Here is a 19454-nt window from a genome sequence, read left to right on the forward strand (position 1 = left end):
ACACCGGCGGTGACCAGGGCTGTCGGTGGCCGGGGCTGTCGGTGGCCGGGCCGGCGGTGGCCGGGCCGGCGGTGACCGCGAGGTCAGTGACCGGTGGCGGGCTCGACCAGTTCGACCAGCACGCCGCCCGCGTCCTTGGGGTGCACGAAGTTCACCCGGCTGCCCGCGGTGCCCCGCTTGGGCGCGTCGTACAGCAGCCGCAGCCCCCGCGCGCGCAGGGCGTCGGTCACCGCGTCCACATCGGACACCCGCAGGGCGAGCTGCTGGAGCCCGGGGCCGGACCGGCCGAGGAACTTCGCGATGGTCGACTCCGGGGTCAGCGGCGCGAGCAGCTGGACGGCGGCGCCCGCGCCGTCGTCGCCGGGCGCGCGCAGCATCGCCTCCCGCACGCCCTGCTCCTCGTTGACCTCCTCGTGGGCCAGCTCCAGCCCGAAGTGCTCGCGGTGGAACGCGACCGCGGCGTCGAGGTCCGGCACGGCGATGCCGACGTGGTCGATGGCGGTTATGAAACCGCGGAGTTCTTCCATGGCCCGGAACGGTAACCGCCGAATCGGTGCAGGTGCCGCTGTGCGACGTCTCACAAGGCTACTGTCGGGTAACCCTGGGTATCGTGGCGTGTTAACAACCGCTTACACCCGCTGTGGAGGCTGCTGTGTCCGGTTCCGTCATCGTCGCCGGGGCCCGTACCCCGATGGGGCGACTGCTCGGATCGCTGAAGGACTTCTCCGGCGCCCAGCTCGGCGGCGTCGCCATCAAAGCGGCGCTGGAGCGGGCCGGGGTGGCGCCCGAGCAGGTCCAGTACGTGATCATGGGCCAGGTGCTCACGGCGGGCGCGGGCCAGATCCCGGCGCGCCAGGCCGCGGCGCACGCCGGCATCCCCATGACGGTGCCCGCGCTGACCGTCAACAAGGTCTGCCTCTCCGGCATCGACGCCATCGCGCTGGCCGACCAGCTCATCCGCGCGGGCGAGTTCGACGTCGTGGTCGCGGGCGGCCAGGAGTCGATGACCCAGGCGCCGCACCTGCTGCCCAAGTCCCGCGGCGGGTTCAAGTACGGCGACGTGACCATGCTCGACCACATGGCCCACGACGGCCTGTTCTGCGCCTTCGACCAGGTCGCCATGGGCTCCTCCACGGAGAAGCACAACGCCCGCCACGGCCTGACCCGCGAGGAGCAGGACGCGTTCGCCGCCCGCTCGCACCAGCTGGCCGCCAGGGCGGCGCGGAACGGCGTGTTCGACGAGGAGATCGCGCCCGTCCCCATCCCGCAGCGCAAGGGCGACCCGGTGCTGTTCGCCACCGACGAGGGCGTGCGCGGCGACACCACCGTGGAGACCCTGGCCAAGCTGCGCCCGGCGTTCGCCTCCGACGGCACCATCACCGCGGGCTCGGCCTCGCAGATCTCCGACGGCGCGGCCGCCGTGGTCGTGATGAGCAAGGCCAAGGCCGAGGAGCTGGGCCTGACCTGGCTGGCCGAGATCGGCGCCCACGGCGTGGTCGCCGGCCCGGACGCGAGCCTGCACGAGCAGCCCTCGAACGCGATCAGGGCCGCGTGCGCCAAGGAGGGCGTCGACCCGGCCGACCTGGACCTGGTCGAGATCAACGAGGCGTTCGCCGCGGTCGGCGTCGTCTCCACCCGTCAGCTCGGCATCGCCGAGGAGAAGGTCAACGTCAACGGCGGCGCGATCGCCCTGGGTCACCCGATCGGCATGTCGGGCGCCCGGATCGCGCTGCACCTCGCCCTGGAGCTCAAGCGCCGCGGCGGCGGCGTCGGCGCGGCCGCCCTGTGCGGCGGCGGCGGTCAGGGCGACGCCCTGATCATCCGTGTGCCGAAGGCCTGAGGATCCCTAAGGTCTTGGGGTGTGGAGCGGACCGTTGACGTAGCAGAGCTGGTCGACCGCGCGCGTGCCGGACAACCGCGCGCGGTCGCCAGGCTGATCTCCCTGGTAGAGGACGCGAGCCCGCTGTTGCGGGAGGTGGCCGCGGCGCTCGCGCCGTTCTGCGGCAACGCCAGGGTGGTCGGCCTGACCGGGTCGCCCGGCGTGGGCAAGTCCACGTCGACCTCGGCCCTGGTGAAGGCCTACCGGGAGCGCGGCGCGAAGGTCGGCGTGCTGGCGGTGGACCCGTCCTCGCCGTTCTCCGGCGGCGCGCTGCTCGGCGACCGGGTGCGGATGGGCGAGCACGCCACCGACCCGGGCGTGTTCATCCGCTCCATGGCCACCCGCGGCCACCTGGGCGGCCTGTCCTGGGCCACGCCGCAGGCGCTGCGCGTGCTCGACGCGGCGGGCTGCGACGTGGTGCTGGTCGAGACGGTCGGCGTCGGCCAGTCCGAGGTCGAGGTGGTGTCGCTGGCGGACACCACGGTCGTGCTGCTGGCGCCCGGCATGGGCGACGGCGTCCAGGCCGCCAAGGCGGGCGTGCTGGAGATCGCCGACGTGTTCGTGGTGAACAAGGCCGACCGCGACGGCGCCGACCAGACCGCGCGGGACCTCAAGCACATGATCTCCCTGGGCCGCCGGGAGCGGGAGGGCGGCCTGTGGCGGCCCCCGGTGGTGAAGACGGTGGCCGCGCGCGGCGAGGGCGTGGCCGACGTGGTGGACGAGATCGAGGCGCACCACGCGTGGCTGGTCGAGCGCGGCGAGCTGGGCCGCCGCCGCGCCGCCCGCGCCGCGCGAGAGGTCGAGGCCATCGCGCTGGAACGGGTGCGATCCCGGTTCGGGGGCTTGCGCGGCGGCGGCGCGCTGGAGACCCTGGCGGAACGGGTCGCGTCGGGCGGGCTGGACCCCTACGCCGCGGCCGACCTGCTGGTCGAGGGGGTGCGTGCGTGACACCGGTCGTGGTCGACATCGGGGCGAGGAGCACCGGGCGGGTGGTCGCGTGCGCGTCCGCGACCGGCGCGCTGGGGGTGGTGGCGCTGGTCGGCGCGGTGGTCGCGTACGCGGGCGGCGAGGCGGCGACCGGCGCGATCGGGCTGGTCGTCGGCCTGGTGCTCGCCGGGATCGCCCTGGTCGCGGTGCTGAACCGGCGGGCGGCGCCCCGGCCGCGCGAGCTCGTGTTCGAGGAGCCGGGCGTGCGCTGGGACGACCCGGACGGCACGCCGTGGGCGGTGGCGTGGCCCGAGCTGGGCGCGGTGCGGCTGTCGCGGACCCGGGAGCGGCTCTTCCACCCCGCGGACTCCTCGGTGCGCAAGACCCGGGTCCGGTTCGACCTGCTGCCCGCCGACCCGGCCGGCTTCCGGGCCTCCCACCCCGACCTGGCGCACCTGGCCCGCGCGGACGGCACCTACCGCCTGCCGCTGGGCGACTCGGCGGGGGTGGTCCGCGCGGTGGAGCGCGGCGTCCTCGGGTTCGCGCCCCACCTGTGGCGCGGCGTCCAGGACGAGGGCGTGGCCACGGCCCTGGCGTGAGCCCCGCGCCACCGGGGCGCGCCTCGCCCCCGGTTCCCCGTTCGGGTAAGCCGTCGAAGCCGGGACTTCCGACCCTAGGCAAGGGGCGGTCGCGCGGCAGAACGTTCTAACCCGGCAACCGGTGGAACAGGGGGGCGCCATGCACGACGCCGCCGGTCTCCAGGTGCTCGCCCGCGACGAGTGCCTGAGACTGCTCGGCTCGACCGCGGTCGGTCGACTCGTCTACACCGATCGGGCACTCCCTGTAGTCCACCCGGTCGTGTACGTCTTGGACGGGGAGTGCGTGGTGCTGCGCGTGCCCGAGGGCAGCGCGACGCTCGTCGCCCGTGACACGATCGTGGCGTTCCAGATCGACGAGGTGGCCCCCGACCTGTCCAAGGGCTGGTCGGTGATGGGGGTCGGGCACGTCACCGAGGTGGACGACGAGCACCGGCTCACCCGGCTCCGGCGGCTGCCGCTGCCGTCCCGCGGCTGGGGCGATCACGACCACTACCTGGTCGTGGATCTCGAGGTGCTGTCGGGTCGTCGCATTCCGTAGCCGGAGGCGTTACCCTCGTGGCCCCCAGTCCTAGGTGGTATCGCGTGGCCGGTTCCCCGGACGACAACGCGGTGCGGCTGGACGGCCTGCTCCGCGAGCTGACCGACCGCACCGCCGAGGTGGTCTTCTCCCAGGAGCGGCTGCACCGGCTGCTCGCCGCGGTCGTGTCCCTCGCCAGCGACCTGTCCCTGCCGGACGTGCTGCGCCGCATCGTCGAGTCGTCGTGCGAGCTGGTCGACGCGCGCTACGGGGCGCTGGCCGTGGTCGGCCCGAACCGGCAGCTGCTGGAGTTCACCCGCGGCGGGGGCCACCACAGCGCGTTCGACGCGCCCGCCCCCGGCGAGGAGACCGCGTTCGACCCGGCCGCGCCCCACTTCCTCGGCGTGCCGGTGCACGTGCGCGGCGAGGTGTTCGGCAACCTCTACCTCACCGACAAGGAGGACGGCGGCGACTTCACCCGCGCCGACCAGGAGGTCGTGCTGGCGGTGGCCGCCGCCGCGGGCATCGCCATCGAGAACGCCCGCCTCTACGAGCAGTCGCGGCAGCGGGAGGTGTGGCTGCGCGCGTCCAACGAGGTGACGAACGCGCTGCTCACCGGCACCCCCGACCGGGACGCGCTGCGCCTGGTCGCGGTGCGGGCGCGGCTGGCCGCCGACGGCGTGGCCGCGCTGCTGGCGCTGCCGGACCTCCAGGGCGAGCTGGCCGTGCGGGTGATGGACGGGCAGCTGAGCGGGTTCGACCCGTCGCGCGAGTGCGGCGAGGTGTTCGACACCGGCCGGGCCAAGGTGTTCGCCGGCCTGCCCGACCACGGCGACCGCATCGGGCCCGCCCTGGCCGTGCCGCTGGCCGCGGGCGAGCGGGTGCTGGGCGTGCTGCTGGTGGCGCGGGCCCCCGACGGGGTCGGCTTCGACGACCCGGACGTGGCCCTGGTCGAGTCGTTCGCGCGCCAGGCCGCGCTGATCCTGGAGTTCACCCGGGCCACCGGCGCGGGGCGGCGGCTGGCCGTGCTGGAGGACCGCGACCGCATCGCCCGCGACCTGCACGACCTGGTGGTGCAGCGGCTGTTCGGCCTGGGACTGGGGCTCCAGGGCCTCAACGGGCTGGTCGAGCAGCCGGTGGTGGCGCAGCGGCTCGCGGACTTCGTCACCGAGGTCGACCAGACCATCCGGGAGATCCGGCGCACCATCTTCTCGCTCCAGGAACCGCCCGCGGGCGCCGCCGACCTGCGGGCCCGGCTGCTCAAGGTCGTGCAGGACTCGACCCGGCTGCTCGGATTCGAGCCCGCGCTGGTCCTGGACGGGCCGGTCGACTCCGTGGTGCCCGACCACCTGCGCCCCGACCTGCTGGCCACGCTGCGCGAGGCGCTGGCCAACGCGGCCAGGCACGCGGGGGCGAGCCGGGTCGACGTGGAGGTCTCGGTCGACCGCGCGGCGACGGCGCTGCGGCTGGTCGTGCGGGACGACGGCTCGGGCCTGCCGGTCGGCCGCGCCCGGCACACCGGCGGCGTGGCCAACATGGTGGCGCGCGCCCAGCGCTGGGACGGCGCCTGCGAAGTTCATTCGGAAGAGGGACGTGGTGTAACAGTGACGTGGTCCGTGCCGTTGATGTCGGGGTAGGGGAGGCGCAATGACCATCTCGGTGCTGCTCGTCGACGACCACGAGATCGTCCGGCGCGGGTTGCAGCAGCTGCTCGCCGTGGAACCCGACATCGAGGTCGTCGGCGAGGCGGAGGACGCGACCTCGGCGGTGACCGCCGCCGCGACCCACCGGCCCGACGTGGCGGTGATCGACGTGCGGCTGCCCGACGGCGACGGGGTCACCGTGTGCCGCGAGATCCGCTCGACCGTCCAGCCGCCGCCCGCGTGCCTGATGCTCACCTCGTACTCCGACGACGAGGCGCTGTTCGGCGCGATCATGGCGGGCGCGGCCGGGTACATGCTCAAGCAGGTGTCGGGCAACGACCTGGTCTCGGCCATCCGCACGCTCGCGGCCGGCGGGTCGCTGCTGCACTCGGGCGTGACCGCGACGGTGCTCCAGCGGTTGCGGGGCGGCCCGGTCGAGGACCCGCGCTACGCGGCGCTGAGCCCGCAGGAGCGGCGGATCCTCGACCTGATCGCCGAGGGCCTGACCAACCGGCAGATCGCCAACCGGCTGTACCTGGCGGAGAAGACGGTCAAGAACTACGTCTCCTCGCTGCTGCACAAGCTCGGCTTCGACCGGCGCACCGAGGCCGGCGTGTACGCGGCGCGGCGGCGGCAGGGCGGTGGTCCGGCGCGCTGAAGCGCCGTGGGGAAGGCGCCGTGGGGAAGGCGCCGGGAGAACGTGACGGGGCCCGACCGCCTCGCGCGGCCGGGCCCCGGTTCACCCCTGCGTCACGGCGTCGTGGGTCACCGCGTCACAGCGGCCAGCCCAGCGGTGTCGGCAGCACCTGCGCGGCGGCGGGCGCCGTCGGGTCCGGCAGCGGGACGCCGGGGCACGTCGACTCCACCGGCGGCACCACGCCGTCGACGACGAACGACTCGACCACGTCGTCCACGCACGCGTTGCCGAAGCCGTAGATGCCGTGGTCGCCCTCGTCGGTCACGGTCAGCAGCCGCGAGCCGGCGAAGTTCCGGTGCGCCCGCTGCGCGCCCTCCAGCGGCGTGGCCGGGTCGCGCACCGACTGCACCATCAGCACCGGCGGCACGCCCCTGCCGTTCGGCTTCTTCAGGTTCAGCGCCGGCCGGTCCCAGAACGCGCACGGCGCCGCGACCTGGTAGTGGCCGAACAGCGGGTACCGCCTGCCCAGGCGCTCGGCCTCCACCGCCAGCGTGGTCCGGTTGTGGCGGAACCGCGTGTCGTTGCACAGGACCGAGTACAGCGTCCCGTTCGCGGCGTCCGGGTACCGGGCGGCGGCGGTCGCGACGGCGGGCGGCGCCGCGACCGCCTGCGCGGCCGTGGCCCGGGCCACGGCGGCGAGGAAGTCCGCGGTCTGCGGGAAGGCCTGCTTGCCGTACTGGCCCTGGATCAGGACGAGGTCCAGCAAGGTCGCGTCCACCACGCCGCCACCCGGGAGCGACAGCGGGGCGGCGGCCAGCTTCGCCCTGGTCGTCTCGTACGCCTGCCGCACCTGCTCGGCGGTCGTGCCCAGGTGGTAGAGGCCGTCGTACTTCGCGACCCACGGCAGGAAGTCGGTGCGGAAGCGCCGCTCGAAGCCGAAGCCGAAGTTGTCGAAGACGTCCTGCCAGGTGCTGGTGAAGTCGACGTTCGAGTCGAGCACGAACCTGTCCACCCGCTCCGGGAAGTAGGTGGCGTAGTAGGCGCCCATCCAGCTGCCGCCGGAGTACCCGATCCAGTTGACCTTCTCCCGGCCCAGCAGGTGCCGCAGCAGGTCGAGGTCGCGGACGGTCTGCTCGGTGTTGACCAGCTTCCCGAACTCGCCCGAGCGGACCTGGCACGCCGTGGCCTGGAGCTCGGCGGCGTCGTAGATCAGCTCCGTGTTGGCCCGGCTGCGGTCGCGCGCGTCGGTGACGGTCAGGAAGTCGAACCCGCCGCAGGTCGTGTTGCTGCTCGCGCCCGTGCCGCGCACGTCGATGCCGACGACCTCCATGGTGTCGACCAGCTTCGACCGGCCCGCGAACAGCCCCGGCAGGGTCCGCCCGGCGGCGCCCGGACCGCCCGGGTTGGTCAGCACGCTGCCCCTGGCCTGCCCGCTCGCGGGCTTGAGCCGGCTCACCGCGATGGTGATCGACCGGCCGTCGGCGGGCGTGCGCCAGTCGAGGGGCGCGGTGAACGAGCCGCACTCCAGGCCCCGGAGCTCGGGCTCGGCGCACGGCGCCCACGCGATGGTCTGGTCCAGGTGCGGGTTGGGCTCGGCGGCCCGCGCGATCGCCGGCGGACCCGCGGCGAGCAGGAGCGCGGACACGGCGACGGCAAGTTCTCTACGCATCTATCCCCCTCCGAACGGAGTGCCCAGCCCACCGCTTGCGTAGTGTGGCGGACAAGCGCGGAAAGGTGTCGTTCGGCACTACGAAAGTCTTGGTTTGGTCCGGCTCGGAGGGAAGTAAAGTCGCTGGAGTGGGGATTTTCCGGAGGAAGCGGCCCGCCGCGGTCGCCCGCGAGGTCGTGCGCGATCACACCTACGACGACGCGATCCTGGACATCGCCGCCGAGGAGATGGACGCGGGCCACCTGAGGGCCGCCACGACCGTGCTGGCGGAGTGCCGGGAGGAGCCCGAGGTGCGGGCGCTGCGCGCCGAGGTGCTGGGCGAGCACGCCATCGGCCACGCGGACGAGCTGCTGGAGCTGGCCAAGGGCAACAGCGACCCCGACCTGTGGCTGCTGGCCGGCACGGCGTTCGTCCGGGAGGCGTGGGCCATCCGCGGCTCAGGCCCGGCGGACACCGTCGGCAAGGACCGCTTCAAGGTCTTCTTCGGGACCCTGCGCAAGGCCGTCGCCCCGCTGCACGAGGCCGCCAGGCTCCTGCCCCGCGACGCCGTGCCGTGGGCGCAGCTCCAGACCGCGGGCCTCGGGCTCCAGGTGGACCGGGAGCAGAAGGACGAGGTGTGGCGGGAGATCGCGGGCCGCTGCCCGACGCTGTACCCGGCGCACTGGACGCGGTTGCAGATCCTGGCCGCCAAGTGGGGCGGCTCGGCCGAGGAGATGATGGCGTTCGCGCAGGGCAGCGTGGACGCCGCGCCGCCGGGCGACCCGGTGGTGGCGATGCTGCCGCTGGCCCACTTCGAGATCTTCCTGGAGCAGTTCGAGGACGCCGTGCAGGCGCGCAGCGCGCTCAAGATCGCGGGTCTGAAGATGCGCTACTTCAGCCGGAACCGGGACGAGATCGCGACCGCGGCGGACAAGTGGGAGGCGGACCGGCGGGACGCGGACCGGCGGGGCCCGGGTGGCAGGCCCCACCCGCGGACCCTCCAGGCGCACAACCTGTTCGCGGCGGCGTTCGCCCTGGCCGACGACGCGCCGCGGGCCAAGCGCCACCTGCTGGGCATGCGCGACCACGTGCACGAGGTGCCGTGGGCCTACGTCGCCTACCTGGCCGACGACCTGGAGAAGGAGTACTCGGAGCTGGCGAACAAGTACCTCTGAGCCGCCGGTGGCCGGCGCCCGGCCACCGGCGCGCCCGCCTCAGCACTCCTGCTTGTAGAAGTACTCCGACTTGGCCTCCATGTCGTCCCGCGTCAACGCCACCAGGTCCGTCTCCACCTCCCGCCGCACCTCGCGGCCCTCCACCGCCGCCACCGCCTGCTCCACGCCCACGCGCCCGATGGTCGCCGGGTCCTGGGCGATCAGCGCCTGCACCGCGCCGGCCCGCAGGTCCGCCACCTGCTTGGGCGAGGCGTCGAAGCCCACCAGGTTCACCGAACCCGTCCTCCCGGCGTTGCGCAGCCCCGTGGCGGCGCCCTCGCCGGTGTTCAGGTTGGTCGCGAACACGCCGACCAGGTCGGGGTTGGCGGCCAGCGTCGCGGTCACCTTGGACGCCGCCTGGTCCGGTTCGTTGTCGGTGTACTGCTGCCCCACGTAGCGCAGGTTGGGGTGCTTCCCGACCTCCTCCTCGAACCCGGCCGCCCGCTCGTCGGTGGTGGAGGTGCCCGCCTTGGTGTTGAGCACCAGCACGGACCCGGTCCGGTCGCCGACCAGCCGGGCCAGGGTCTCGGCGGCCAGGCGCCCGCCCTGGCGGTTGTCCGACGAGACGCTCGACGCGGCGATCGAGGTGTCCTCCAGCCTCGTGTCGACCTCGACGACCTCGATGCCCGCGTCCGCCAACCGCCGGATCGGCCCGGCCATGGCCTTGTCGTCGGTCGGCGCGATGAGCACCGCGCCCGGCTTGTTCGCCAGCACGCCCGTCACGATGGGCGTCTGGAGCGTCGACTCGAACTTCGCGGGCGCCTGCACGTCGACCGAGTACCCGGCCGCCGACGCCGCCTCCCGGAACCCGCACTCCATGGAGGTGTAGAACGGCTCGGCTGCCACACCGGGGATGAGCACCACCCGCTTGGCGTCGCCCGAACCGCCGGTGTCGCCGATCTGCCCGCCTCCGCAGGCCGTGAGCAGCACCGCCGCCGAGACCAGAGCAACCGTCTTCGCTGACATGTCCTCCCCTTCCCTAGCGCCTGTTCCCCGCTTCCCGCCTCGACCGGTCGAACCACACGGCCGCCACCAGGACCAGCGCCACCGCGATCGGCTGCCAGTACACGTTCACGCCGACGATCACGAACCCCTTGCGCAGCACCGCAGGGATGAACACGCCGAGCACCGTGCCCACCACCGAACCGGCGCCGCCGAACAGGCTCGTGCCGCCCAGCACCACGGCCGCGATGGCGTTGAGGTTGTCCGTGTCGTGCCCGGTGATCGAGGCGACCCGGAAGTAGGCCAGCGCCATGAACCCCGCCAACCCGGCCAGCACGCCCGCCAGCAGGTACACCTGCACCAGCCGCCCGGTCACCGGGATGCCCGCCCGCCGGGCGGCCTCCTCGTTGGAGCCGATCGCGCACGCGTGCCGCCCGAACACCGTGACGCCCAGCACCAGCGCGCCCACCGCGGTCACCGCGGCGGCGAGCAGCACCAGGTTGGGCACGCCGAACCAGGTGCCGGTGCCCAGGCCGTTGCCCAGCACCGTCGGCACGCCGCTGACGTTGGAGCCGTTGGACAGCAGCTGCCCGGCGCCCAGCGCCGCGCCGAACGAGCCGAGCGTCACGATCAGCGGCGGCAGGCCGGCTCGCGCCACCAGCAGCCCGTTCAGCAGGCCCCACGCCGCGCCCGACACGAGGGCGACCACCAGGCCGACGGCCACCGTGCCCCAGCCGGCCCCGGTGGCGTCGCCGCCGTGGAGGGCGTTCATCGCCATCGCCGAGGTGACGCCGGAGAACACCAGCACCGAACCCACCGACAGGTCGATGCCGGAGGTGACGATCACGTACGTCATGCCGACCGCGAGCACCAGCAGCACGGACGTCTCGACCAGCGTCGTCTGGAGGGTGAAGGCGGTCAGCACGGCGTCCGGCCGCAGCGCGCCGAACACCGCGACCAGCACCACCAGCACCACGCCGGTCCACAGCGCGTTCACCGCGAGCAGCCGCTTCACGGCTCCTCCTGGGTGAGCGCGCCGGTCATCGCGCCGACCAGCTCCTCGACCGTGGTGGCCGCCGCGTCGAACCGCGCGACCCGGCGGCCGAGCCGCAGCACCTCGACCCGGTCCGCCACGGCCAGCACCTCGGGCATGTTGTGGCTGATCAGCACGACGGCCACGCCCCGGTCGCGGACCCGCCGGACGACGTCGAGCACGCGTTCGCGCTGCACCACGCCCAGCGCCGCGGTCGGCTCGTCCAGGAACACCAGCCGGCTCGCCCACACCACCGACCGCGCCACCGCCACGCTCTGCCGCTGGCCGCCCGACAGCGCCCGGATCGGCACGTCCGCGCTCGGCAGCACCACGCCCAGCCCCTCGAACTCGGCCGCCGCCCGCCGCCGCATCTCCCGCCGGTCCAGCACGCCCAGCCTGCCGAGCAGCCCGCCCCGGCGCAGCTCCCGCCCCAGGTACAGGTTCGCCGCCGGGTCCAGGTCGGGCGCCACCGCGAGGTCCTGGTAGACGGTCTCGACGCCCAGCGCGCGGGCGGCCAGGGGCGAGTCGAGCGAGACCGGCGAGCCGTCGAACAGGACCTCGCCGGAGTCCGGCCGCTCGACGCCGGACAGGCACTTCACCAGGGTCGACTTGCCGGCCCCGTTGTCGCCGACGAGCGCGACGACCTCGCCCGCGCGCGCGGTGAACGACGCGCCGCGCAGCGCCTCCACGCCGCCGTACCGCTTCACCAGCCCCCGTGCTTCCAAGAGCGGTAACGCCATGTCATCAGCTCCTCGGGTTGGACACCTCCGGCGGCCTGCACCGGATCGCGACCACGTCGCCGGTCACCGCGACCTCTCCCGCCGCGTGCGGCACGACGACCGTGCTGCCCCGGCGCAGCGCGACGGGACCGACCGCGCCGGCGCCCTCCAGCACCACCAGCACGGAGAACGAGGGCTCCAGCGCCGCCGAGCCCGACACGTGCAGCCGGTCGGCGCGGAAGAACGGGGCGGCGCCGGGCACCAGCAGGTCCACCGACTCACCGGTCAGCGCGCGCGTGCGGCGCACCAGGTCGTCCGCGCTCTGGGCGCGGCGCTCGACGCAGGCCAGCGCCTTGTCGTAGCCGAGGCCGAGGTGCCCGGCCTCGGGGCCGTCCAGGAAACCGCGCCACTCCAGCGTGATCGAGAAGTCCGTCGGCTGCTGGAGCTCGACGATGAACACGCCCTCGCCGATCGCGTGCGGCACGCCCGCGGGCACGAACACCGCGTCGCCGGGCGAGACCCGGATCGGGTTCAGCGCCGCCAGCATCGCCGCCGAGTCCTGGCCCGACACCCACTCCTCGACGACCTCCGGTGGCACGTCCTCGCGGAAACCCAGGTGCACCACGGGGTCTGGACCGGTCGTGCCGATCACCACCCAGGCCTCGGTCTTGCCGTGCCGGCAGCCGAGGTGCTCGGCCGCGAAGGCGTTGGACGGGTGGCAGTGCACGGGCAGCCGCTCGCCCGCGTCGAGCAGCTTCACCAGCAGCGCGGTGTCCGCGCCGAACTCCGCCACGTGCTCCTCGCCCAGCCACGCCACGGGGTCGGCGGCCACGGCGTCGCGCAGCAGGCGGCCGTCGGGCAGGCGGGACAGCCCGGCCTCGTCCTTGCCGAACTGGGTGGTGGTCGACGCGACCCAGTCCTCGGGCCCGCCCTCCGCGACGTCCCCGTCCCGCAGCGCCGCGATCGCCGCGCCGCCGCGGTAGAACTGGCGCGGCTGGTTGGCGGGCAGCGCGACGGGCTGGTTGTCGGAACTCATGATGCGGGCACCTCTCCTGATCCACGGGCGACCAACCGGACCGGCAGCACGACGCGGCGCGGTGGTGAGCCGTCGCCGTCCAGCCGGGCGAAGAGCAGGTCCGCCGCCGCCTTGCCGAGCGCGCTCGCGTCGTGCGCGATCACGGACACCGGCGGTGACAGCAGGTCGGCCAGCTCGAAGTCGTCGAAGCCGACCAGGGCGGGCCGCGCCGGCGCGCCGGCCAGCGCGCGCAGGGCGTGCACGGTGATCCGGTTGTTGCCGGTCACCACCGCGGTCGGCGGGTCGGCCAGGTCCCGCAGGCCGGCCAGCGCCGCGCGCACCGACGCCTCGTCGTGCGGGCCCATGACGACCAGCGCCTCGTGGTAGCCGATGCCCGCCCGCGCGCACCCCTCGCGGTAGCCGCGCAGGCGCTCGTTGGCGGTGAAGATGTCCGGCGAGTCGCCGAGGAACGCGATCCGCCGGTGCCCGAACGAGGCCAGGTGCGCCACCGCCTCGACCGTGCCGCCGACGTTGTCCACCAGCACGGTGTCCACCACCACGTCGCCCGCCGGCCGGTCCAGGAACACCACCGGCGTGCCGGCGCGCATCTCCGGCACCAGGTACCCGTGCTGCAAGCCGGCGGGCACCACCAGCAGCCCGTCCACCCGGCGCGAGCAGAACTCCAGCGCCAGCTCGCGCTCGCGCGCCGGGTCCTCGTCCGACGACCCGGTGATCACCTGCCTGCCGCGCAGCCGGGCGATCTCCTCGACCGCGCGCGTCACGCCCGAGTAGAACGGGTTGCCCACGTCCTCCAGCACCAGTCCGATGGTGCCGGTGGACGAACCGCGCCGCAGGTTCCGCGCGCTGAGGTTGCGCCGGAAGCCGAGCTGGTCGATCGCGGCCAGCACCCGCTCGGCCGTCGCCGGGTGGACGCCCGCCTCGTCGTTCACCACGCGGGAGACGGTCTTGATGCTCACGCCGGCCAGCCGCGCCACGTCGTTCATCGTGGCGCGCCTGACCTTGCGCGCGCCTGCCGCACCGGTCGGGGACAACGTTGTCATAGTGCGCGAATCACACACCCCGTGTTCACGTATGTCAACGCCCGGCCTTGTCCCGAACCGGACAACAGTCGGCCACGGGGTTGACGCCGCCCCGGCACTCTCCGCGAGTATGCGATTACGCGTAGTTCGTGGACAGCGTTGTCAACGAGGAGGCGGCTCGTGCGGACAGCCCTGGCACTGCTGGCGACGGCGGTGGCGTTATCCGGCCTCTCGGTGGCGCCGCCGACGAGGGCACAGGCCGAACCCGAGGACCTGGCCCGCTGGGTGAACCCGTTCGTCGGCACCAGGCCCGGCGGCGACGACCACGGCACCGGCGGCGGCGCGGGCAACAACTTCCCGGGCGCGGACGTGCCGTTCGGCATGGTGCAGTGGAGCCCGGACACGGTCACCCACCAGCACGGCGGCTACTCGTACGACGACGACCGGATCAAGGGCTTCAGCCTGACGCACCTGTCCGGCGCGGGCTGCTCGACCTACCAGGACGTCCCGATCATGCCGTTCGTCGGCGAGGTCACCACGTCGCCCGCCACCGACCCGTCCCGCTACGTCTCCACCTTCTCCCACGACCGCGAGCGGGCGGAGCCGGGCCACTACGGCGTCGCGCTGGACAACGGCGCCGAGGTCGAGCTGACCGTCACCCCGCGCACCGGCGTCGGCCGGTTCACCTACCCGGGCGGCGCGACGTCCACGCTGCTGGTCAACACCTCCGGCTCGATCTCGGGCACCGACGACGCCGAGGTCGCCATCGGTTCGGACAGCATCAGCGGCTGGGCGACCAGCGGCCGGTTCTGCGGGGCCGACCACCGCTACCGGATCCACTTCCACGCCGTGTTCGACCAGCCGTTCGCCTCCGTCGGCACCTGGAAGAACGGCGCGGTCACGCCCGGCCGGTCGGGCGAGCGCGGCGGCTCGGGCCTCCGCGACGGCCTGGACGACGGCTTGGGCGACGCGCCGAAAACGCTTGCGTCGCAGCACCGGCCGCGGGAGGTCGCCGGTCTCGACACCACCGTCGCCGGCCCCGGTTCCGGCGGGTGGGTGACGTTCGACGACCCGGACGTGACCATGCGCGTCGGGGTGTCGTTCGTGTCGGTCGAGGGCGCGAAGGCGAACCTGCTCGCGGAGAGCGGCGGCCGCTCGTTCGACGACGTGCGCGCCGCCGCCCGGCGGGCCTGGAACGACCGCCTCAACCAGGTCAGGGTCACCGGCGGCACCGACGCCCGGCGCACCACCTTCTACACCGCCCTGTACCACTCGCTGCTCCAGCCCAACGTCTTCTCCGACGTCGACGGCCGCTACCCCGGGTTCGACGGCCGGGTGCACGCCGCCGAACCCGGCCACGCCGTCTACACGAACTTCTCCGGCTGGGACGTCTACCGCAGCGAGATGCAGCTGCTGTCGCTGCTCGCCCCCGCCGAGGCCTCGGACGTGGTCCGGTCGATGGCGCTGTTCGCCGAGCAGGGCGGCGCGTGGGACCGCTGGACGGTGGCCAACGGCTACACCGGCATCATGGTCGGCGACCCGTACCACGTGATGGTGTCGACCGCCTACGCGTTCGGCGCCAGGGACTTCGACGCGTCCAGGGCCCTGCTGCTGATGCTGCGCGGCGCCACCCAACCGACGCAGGGCCACGAGGAGCGGCCGGGCCTCGCCGACTACCTCGACCTCGGCTACGTGCCGGTGGGCGCGCCGAACGTGTGGGGTCCGCCCGCGACCACCCTGGAGTACACCACCGCCGACTTCGCCATCGCCGAGCTGGCCCGCCGGCTGGGCGACGCCGCCACCTGGCGGACCTTCATGGAGCGCGCCCAGAACTGGCAGAACGTGTTCAACCCGGCCACCGGGCACACCCAGCCGCGCGACCGCGAGGGCTCGTTCGTGGAACCGTTCTCGCCGGCGAGCCCGGACCACTGGGTCGAGGGCAACGCCGCCCAGTACACGTGGATGGTCCCGTACAACGCGCGCGGCCTGTTCACCGCGATGGGCGGGGACGCGGCGGTCCGCGACCGACTGGACCGCTTCTTCACCGAGCTGAACGCCGGGCCGGACGAGCCCCACGCGTTCCTGGGCAACGAACCGGTCATGCACGCGCCGTGGCTCTACAACTGGGCCGGCGCGCCCGCGAAGGCCCAGGACGTGGTCAGGCGCGCGGTCGACGAGCTGTACGGCCCCGGACCGGACGGCCTGTCGGGCAACGACGACCTGGGCCAGATGTCCTCCTGGTACGTGTGGGCGGCGCTGGGCCTGTACCCGGCGATCCCGGGCCGGGCCGAGCTGGTGGTGAACAGCCCGCTGTTCGAGGAGGCCGTGATCACCCGGCCCGGCGCGGACCCGATCACCATCCGGGCCACCGGCGAGGGCCGGTACGTCTCCGGCCTCGCCCTGGACGGCCGCGCGCAGAGCCGGACCTGGCTGCCCGAGTCGCTGGTCGCGCGCGGCGGCGCGGTCGAGTTCGCGCTCTCCGCCACGCCGACCGGCTGGGGCACGGGCCCGTCCGACGCGCCACCGTCGTTCCGCGAGGGCGAGGCGCCGCGGCGGGCGTTCGTCGAACCCGGCCGGCTGGTCGTGCCGGCGGGCGGCACGGGCTCGTTGGCGGTCGGCGCGCAGGACCTCTCCGGGCGCGCCGCCGCGGTGTCGTGGACCGCGCGGCCACCCGCCGGGATCACGGCGAGCCCGGCGTCCGGGCGGCTGGAGGTGCCCGCCGGGGCGCGCGGCTCGGAGCGGGTGGCGCTGTCGGTGGCGCCCGGCACCCCCGAGCGGACCTACCGGGTCCCGATCGGGTTCTCCGACGGCCAGAGCGCCACCGCGACCGTGCTGGTGGCCGAGCCGGGCAGCCTGCGCGCGGCGTTCGACAACACCGGCACGTCGCCGGACGACGACCAGGCGGCGGCCAACTTCGACGGAGCCGGGTGGAGCTACTCGCGCGACGCCCTCGCGGAGGCGGGCCTGGCGCCCGGCGACACCGTCACCTCCGACGGCCTGACCTACACGTGGCCGACGTCGCCGGTGGGTGAGGCCGACAACGTCACCGCCTCCGGCGAGGTCGTGCGCGTCGACGCCCCCGGGGCGACCAGGCTGGGCCTGCTGGGCAGCGCGGGGAACGGCAGGTCCTCCGGCACGCTCACCATCACCTACGACGACGGGACCACCCAGGCCGCGGCGGTCGGGTTCTCGGATTGGGCCTTGGGCGGTGCGGCGAACCTGCCGCCGTCGTTCGACAATCGTGTGGTGGCCACCACCCCGTACCGCAACAGCACCGGCGGCGAGTCCCAGGCGATGGACGTGCACGTGTTCGCCACCGCGCCGATAGCGCTGGAACCCGGCAGGCGGGTGCGGTCGGTGACGCTGCCCGCCTCCGTCACCGGCGGGACCTTCCACGTGTTCGCCCTGGCGGTGGCCTGACGTGGACCCCGTCGAGCACGTCAACACGTTCATCGGCACCAAGGACGACGGGAACACGTTCCCGGGCGCGTCGATGCCGTTCGGCCTGGCGCACTCCAGCCCGATCGGCTCGCACTACGCGGGCTACCGCTACGACGACCCGGTGATCCGCGGGTTCGGGCACTTCTTCCTGTCCGGCGCGGGCTGCGGCGAGCAGGGCGGCCTGGTGTCGGTCCTGCCGGTCACCGGCCTGCCCGGGTCCTTCGACCACCGCCGGTACGGCGCGGCCTACTCGCACGACGGCGAGGTCGGCAGACCCGGCTACTACCGGGTGGCGCTGCGGTCGGGCATCACCGCCGAGAGCACCGCGACCACGCGCGTGGGCGTGGAGCGCTTCACCTTCCCGGCGGGCACGACGCCGCACGTGCTGGTGAACGTGGGCCAGGCCAACGACCGGGAGCCGGTGTTCGGCAGCAGCGTCCGGGTGGTGGACGACCGGACGCTGGCCGGGACCGTGGTCGCGCAGGCGTTCTGCGGCGGCGGGCCGTACCGGACCTGGTTCACCACGACGTTCGACCGGCCGTTCCGGGCGACCGGCAACTGGGGCGGCGCCGAGGGCGGCGCGGGCCTGCGCGGGCAGTGGGTGCGCTTCGACGACGGCCCGGTGACCGCCGCGACGGCGCTGTCGCACGTGGACGCCGAGGGCGCGACCGGGAACCTGGGCGAGGCGCGCGGCAGGTCGTTCGACGAGCTGCGCGCGGCCGCCCAGGACACCTGGCGGCGCGAGCTGGGCTGCGTCGAGGTGGACGCGGCCGGCGCCGAGGACCTCGCGGTGTTCTACACGGCGCTGTACCACGTGCTGCTGCAACCGCTGACCGGCAACGACGTCGACGGCCGCTACCGGGGCTTCGACGACCGGGTGCACCACGCGGACGGCTGGACCTACTACGAGTTCTTCTCGCTCTGGGACACCTACCGCTCCCACAACCAGCTGCTGGCCCTGCTGCGGCCGGAGCGGGCGCGGGACGTCGCGCGGTCCGTGCTGGCGGTCGAGGAGCAGGGCGGCTGGCTGCCCCGCTGGGCGTACGCCAACCAGGAGACCAACACCATGACGGGCGACCCGGTGACCCCGTTCCTGGTGGACCTGTGGCGGTTCGGCGCGCTGGCCGGCCTGGAGGAGCGGGCGTACCGGGCGCTGTGGCGCAACGCCACCGAGGTGCCGCCCGCGTCGTCGCAGTTCGAGGGCCGCGCGGGCAACCCCGGCTACCTGGCCTCGGGTTTCGTGCCGTACGACCGGGACTTCCCCAAGAAGCGCCAGGACGTCGACCCGCACCACGGCGGTTCGGCGACCCTGGAGTACGCGCTGGCGGACGCCTCGCTGTCGATCATGGCGGCGGCGCTGGGCCACGACGAGGACGCCGAGGCGCTGAGGCGGCGCGGCCTGAGCCACCGCTCCCTGTGGGACCCCTCGATCGCCGACCGGGGCTTCACCGGTTTCCCGCGCCCCCGCCTGCGCGACGGCTCGTGGCTGGCGCCGTTCAGCGCGCGCGGCCCGGACGGCTTCCACGAGGGCACCGCCTGGCAGTACCAGTGGCTGGCGCAGCAGGACGTGGCGTGGCTGGTCGAGCGGCTGGGCGGGCGCGAGGCCGCGCTGGCCCGGCTGGACGACTTCTTCGCCTACGGGGACCTGGTGGTCGACCCGGCGCGCACGGCGCGCGAGAAGTGGGTCGTCGGCCCGTACGACTACTACGACGAGTTCCGGTACAACCCGAACAACGAGCCCGACCTGCACGCGCCGTGGATGTACGCGCTCGTCGGCGCGCCGTGGAAGACCTCGGCGGTGGTGCGGGCGGCGCAGACCCTGTTCGTCGACGCGCCCAACGGGGTGACCGGCAACGACGACCTGGGCACGATGTCGGCCTGGTACGTGTTCAGCGCCCTGGGGCTGTACCCGGTGGTGCCCGGGACGGGGCAGTTCGTGCTCAACGCGCCGCGGTTCGGGCGGGCGGTGGTGCACCTCGGGGGAGGCGACCTGGTCGTGACGGCTTCGGGGGCTGATGCCTCGCGGTTGCGGTACACGCGGTCGTTGCGGGTTGGCGGGGTGGAGCGGGATCGGGTGTGGGTGGAGCTGGAGGAGCTGCGCGGCGGGGCCCTCGTGGAGCACGAGTTGACCGGTGATGCGGGTGAGGCGGGGTGGGGGACGGGGCCGGGAGCGGCGCCGCCGTCGCCGTTGGGGTGATCT

The 19454-nt window shown here is 74.1% G+C and carries 16 protein-coding genes; 9 read left to right on the top strand and 7 right to left on the bottom strand.

Annotation, left to right across the window (positions count from 1 at the left end):
- Positions 1-83 precede the first annotated feature (83 nt).
- Positions 84-527 (bottom strand): methylmalonyl-CoA epimerase, encoded by a 444-nt coding sequence (gene mce / locus ABD223_RS36150; protein ID WP_344041402.1) that lies wholly within the window; start codon positions 525-527, stop codon positions 84-86.
- Between the two features lie 125 nt (positions 528-652).
- On the opposite strand from mce, the gene ABD223_RS36155 reads away from it, so the two are divergent.
- The 6 genes from ABD223_RS36155 (at position 653) to ABD223_RS36180 (ending at position 6223) form a co-directional block, all read left to right on the top strand.
- Positions 653-1840: an acetyl-CoA C-acetyltransferase gene (locus ABD223_RS36155; RefSeq protein WP_344041404.1), complete on the top strand. Its 1188-nt coding sequence runs from the start codon at positions 653-655 to the stop codon at positions 1838-1840.
- Positions 1841-1861: 21 nt separating this feature from the next.
- Entirely contained in the window at positions 1862-2827 is a 966-nt protein-coding gene (meaB, locus tag ABD223_RS36160) for a methylmalonyl Co-A mutase-associated GTPase MeaB (protein WP_344041406.1), read from the top strand.
- Positions 2824-3405 (top strand): hypothetical protein, encoded by a 582-nt coding sequence (locus ABD223_RS36165; protein ID WP_344041408.1) that lies wholly within the window; start codon positions 2824-2826, stop codon positions 3403-3405. Before meaB ends, ABD223_RS36165 begins: the two co-directional genes overlap by 4 nt.
- A gap of 121 nt (positions 3406-3526) precedes the next feature.
- A complete protein-coding gene (locus tag ABD223_RS36170; RefSeq protein ID WP_344041410.1) occupies positions 3527-3943 on the top strand; it encodes a pyridoxamine 5'-phosphate oxidase family protein in 417 nt (138 codons plus the stop codon).
- Positions 3944-3987: 44 nt separating this feature from the next.
- Positions 3988-5559, top strand: coding sequence for a GAF domain-containing protein (locus ABD223_RS36175; RefSeq protein WP_344041412.1), 1572 nt, complete (start codon positions 3988-3990; stop codon positions 5557-5559).
- Positions 5560-5569: 10 nt separating this feature from the next.
- Positions 5570-6223: a response regulator gene (locus ABD223_RS36180; protein ID WP_344041414.1), complete on the top strand. Its 654-nt coding sequence runs from the start codon at positions 5570-5572 to the stop codon at positions 6221-6223.
- A gap of 115 nt (positions 6224-6338) precedes the next feature.
- Here the strand turns inward: ABD223_RS36180 and ABD223_RS36185 are convergent, their stop codons facing one another.
- Positions 6339-7871 carry an alpha/beta hydrolase gene (locus ABD223_RS36185; protein WP_344041416.1) on the bottom strand — a complete coding sequence of 511 codons (1533 nt, stop codon included), beginning with the start codon at positions 7869-7871 and terminating at the stop codon, positions 6339-6341.
- Positions 7872-7999: 128 nt separating this feature from the next.
- Here ABD223_RS36185 and ABD223_RS36190 point away from each other — a divergent pair, with 128 nt between their 5' ends.
- A complete protein-coding gene (locus ABD223_RS36190) occupies positions 8000-9025 on the top strand; it encodes a hypothetical protein (protein ID WP_344041418.1) in 1026 nt (341 codons plus the stop codon).
- 39 nt (positions 9026-9064) lie between these two features.
- Here the strand turns inward: ABD223_RS36190 and ABD223_RS36195 are convergent, their stop codons facing one another.
- The 5 genes from ABD223_RS36195 to ABD223_RS36215 are packed head-to-tail and all read right to left on the bottom strand — an operon-like array spanning position 9065 to position 13777.
- Positions 9065-10030 carry an ABC transporter substrate-binding protein gene (locus tag ABD223_RS36195; RefSeq protein WP_344041420.1) on the bottom strand — a complete coding sequence of 322 codons (966 nt, stop codon included), beginning with the start codon at positions 10028-10030 and terminating at the stop codon, positions 9065-9067.
- Positions 10031-10043: 13 nt separating this feature from the next.
- A complete protein-coding gene (locus ABD223_RS36200; RefSeq protein WP_344041422.1) occupies positions 10044-11021 on the bottom strand; it encodes an ABC transporter permease in 978 nt (325 codons plus the stop codon).
- Positions 11018-11779: an ATP-binding cassette domain-containing protein gene (locus tag ABD223_RS36205; protein WP_344041425.1), complete on the bottom strand. Its 762-nt coding sequence runs from the start codon at positions 11777-11779 to the stop codon at positions 11018-11020. Before ABD223_RS36205 ends, ABD223_RS36200 begins: the two co-directional genes overlap by 4 nt.
- A gap of 4 nt (positions 11780-11783) precedes the next feature.
- On the bottom strand, positions 11784-12794 hold the full coding sequence (locus ABD223_RS36210; RefSeq protein ID WP_344041427.1) for a class I mannose-6-phosphate isomerase: 1011 nt from the start codon (positions 12792-12794) through the stop codon (positions 11784-11786).
- The gene (locus tag ABD223_RS36215) at positions 12791-13777 is read right to left on the bottom strand and encodes a LacI family DNA-binding transcriptional regulator (RefSeq protein WP_344041477.1); all 987 of its coding nucleotides are present in this window, start codon (positions 13775-13777) and stop codon (positions 12791-12793) included. Before ABD223_RS36215 ends, ABD223_RS36210 begins: the two co-directional genes overlap by 4 nt.
- Before the next feature lie 216 nt (positions 13778-13993).
- Here ABD223_RS36215 and ABD223_RS36220 point away from each other — a divergent pair, with 216 nt between their 5' ends.
- Positions 13994-17233 (top strand): GH92 family glycosyl hydrolase, encoded by a 3240-nt coding sequence (locus ABD223_RS36220; protein ID WP_344041429.1) that lies wholly within the window; start codon positions 13994-13996, stop codon positions 17231-17233.
- 1 nt (position 17234) lies between these two features.
- A complete protein-coding gene (locus ABD223_RS36225) occupies positions 17235-19451 on the top strand; it encodes a GH92 family glycosyl hydrolase (RefSeq protein ID WP_344041431.1) in 2217 nt (738 codons plus the stop codon).
- Positions 19452-19454 lie beyond the last annotated feature (3 nt).

Source organism: Saccharothrix xinjiangensis (genome assembly GCF_039527585.1).
Lineage (GTDB): Bacteria > Actinomycetota > Actinomycetes > Mycobacteriales > Pseudonocardiaceae > Actinosynnema > Actinosynnema xinjiangensis.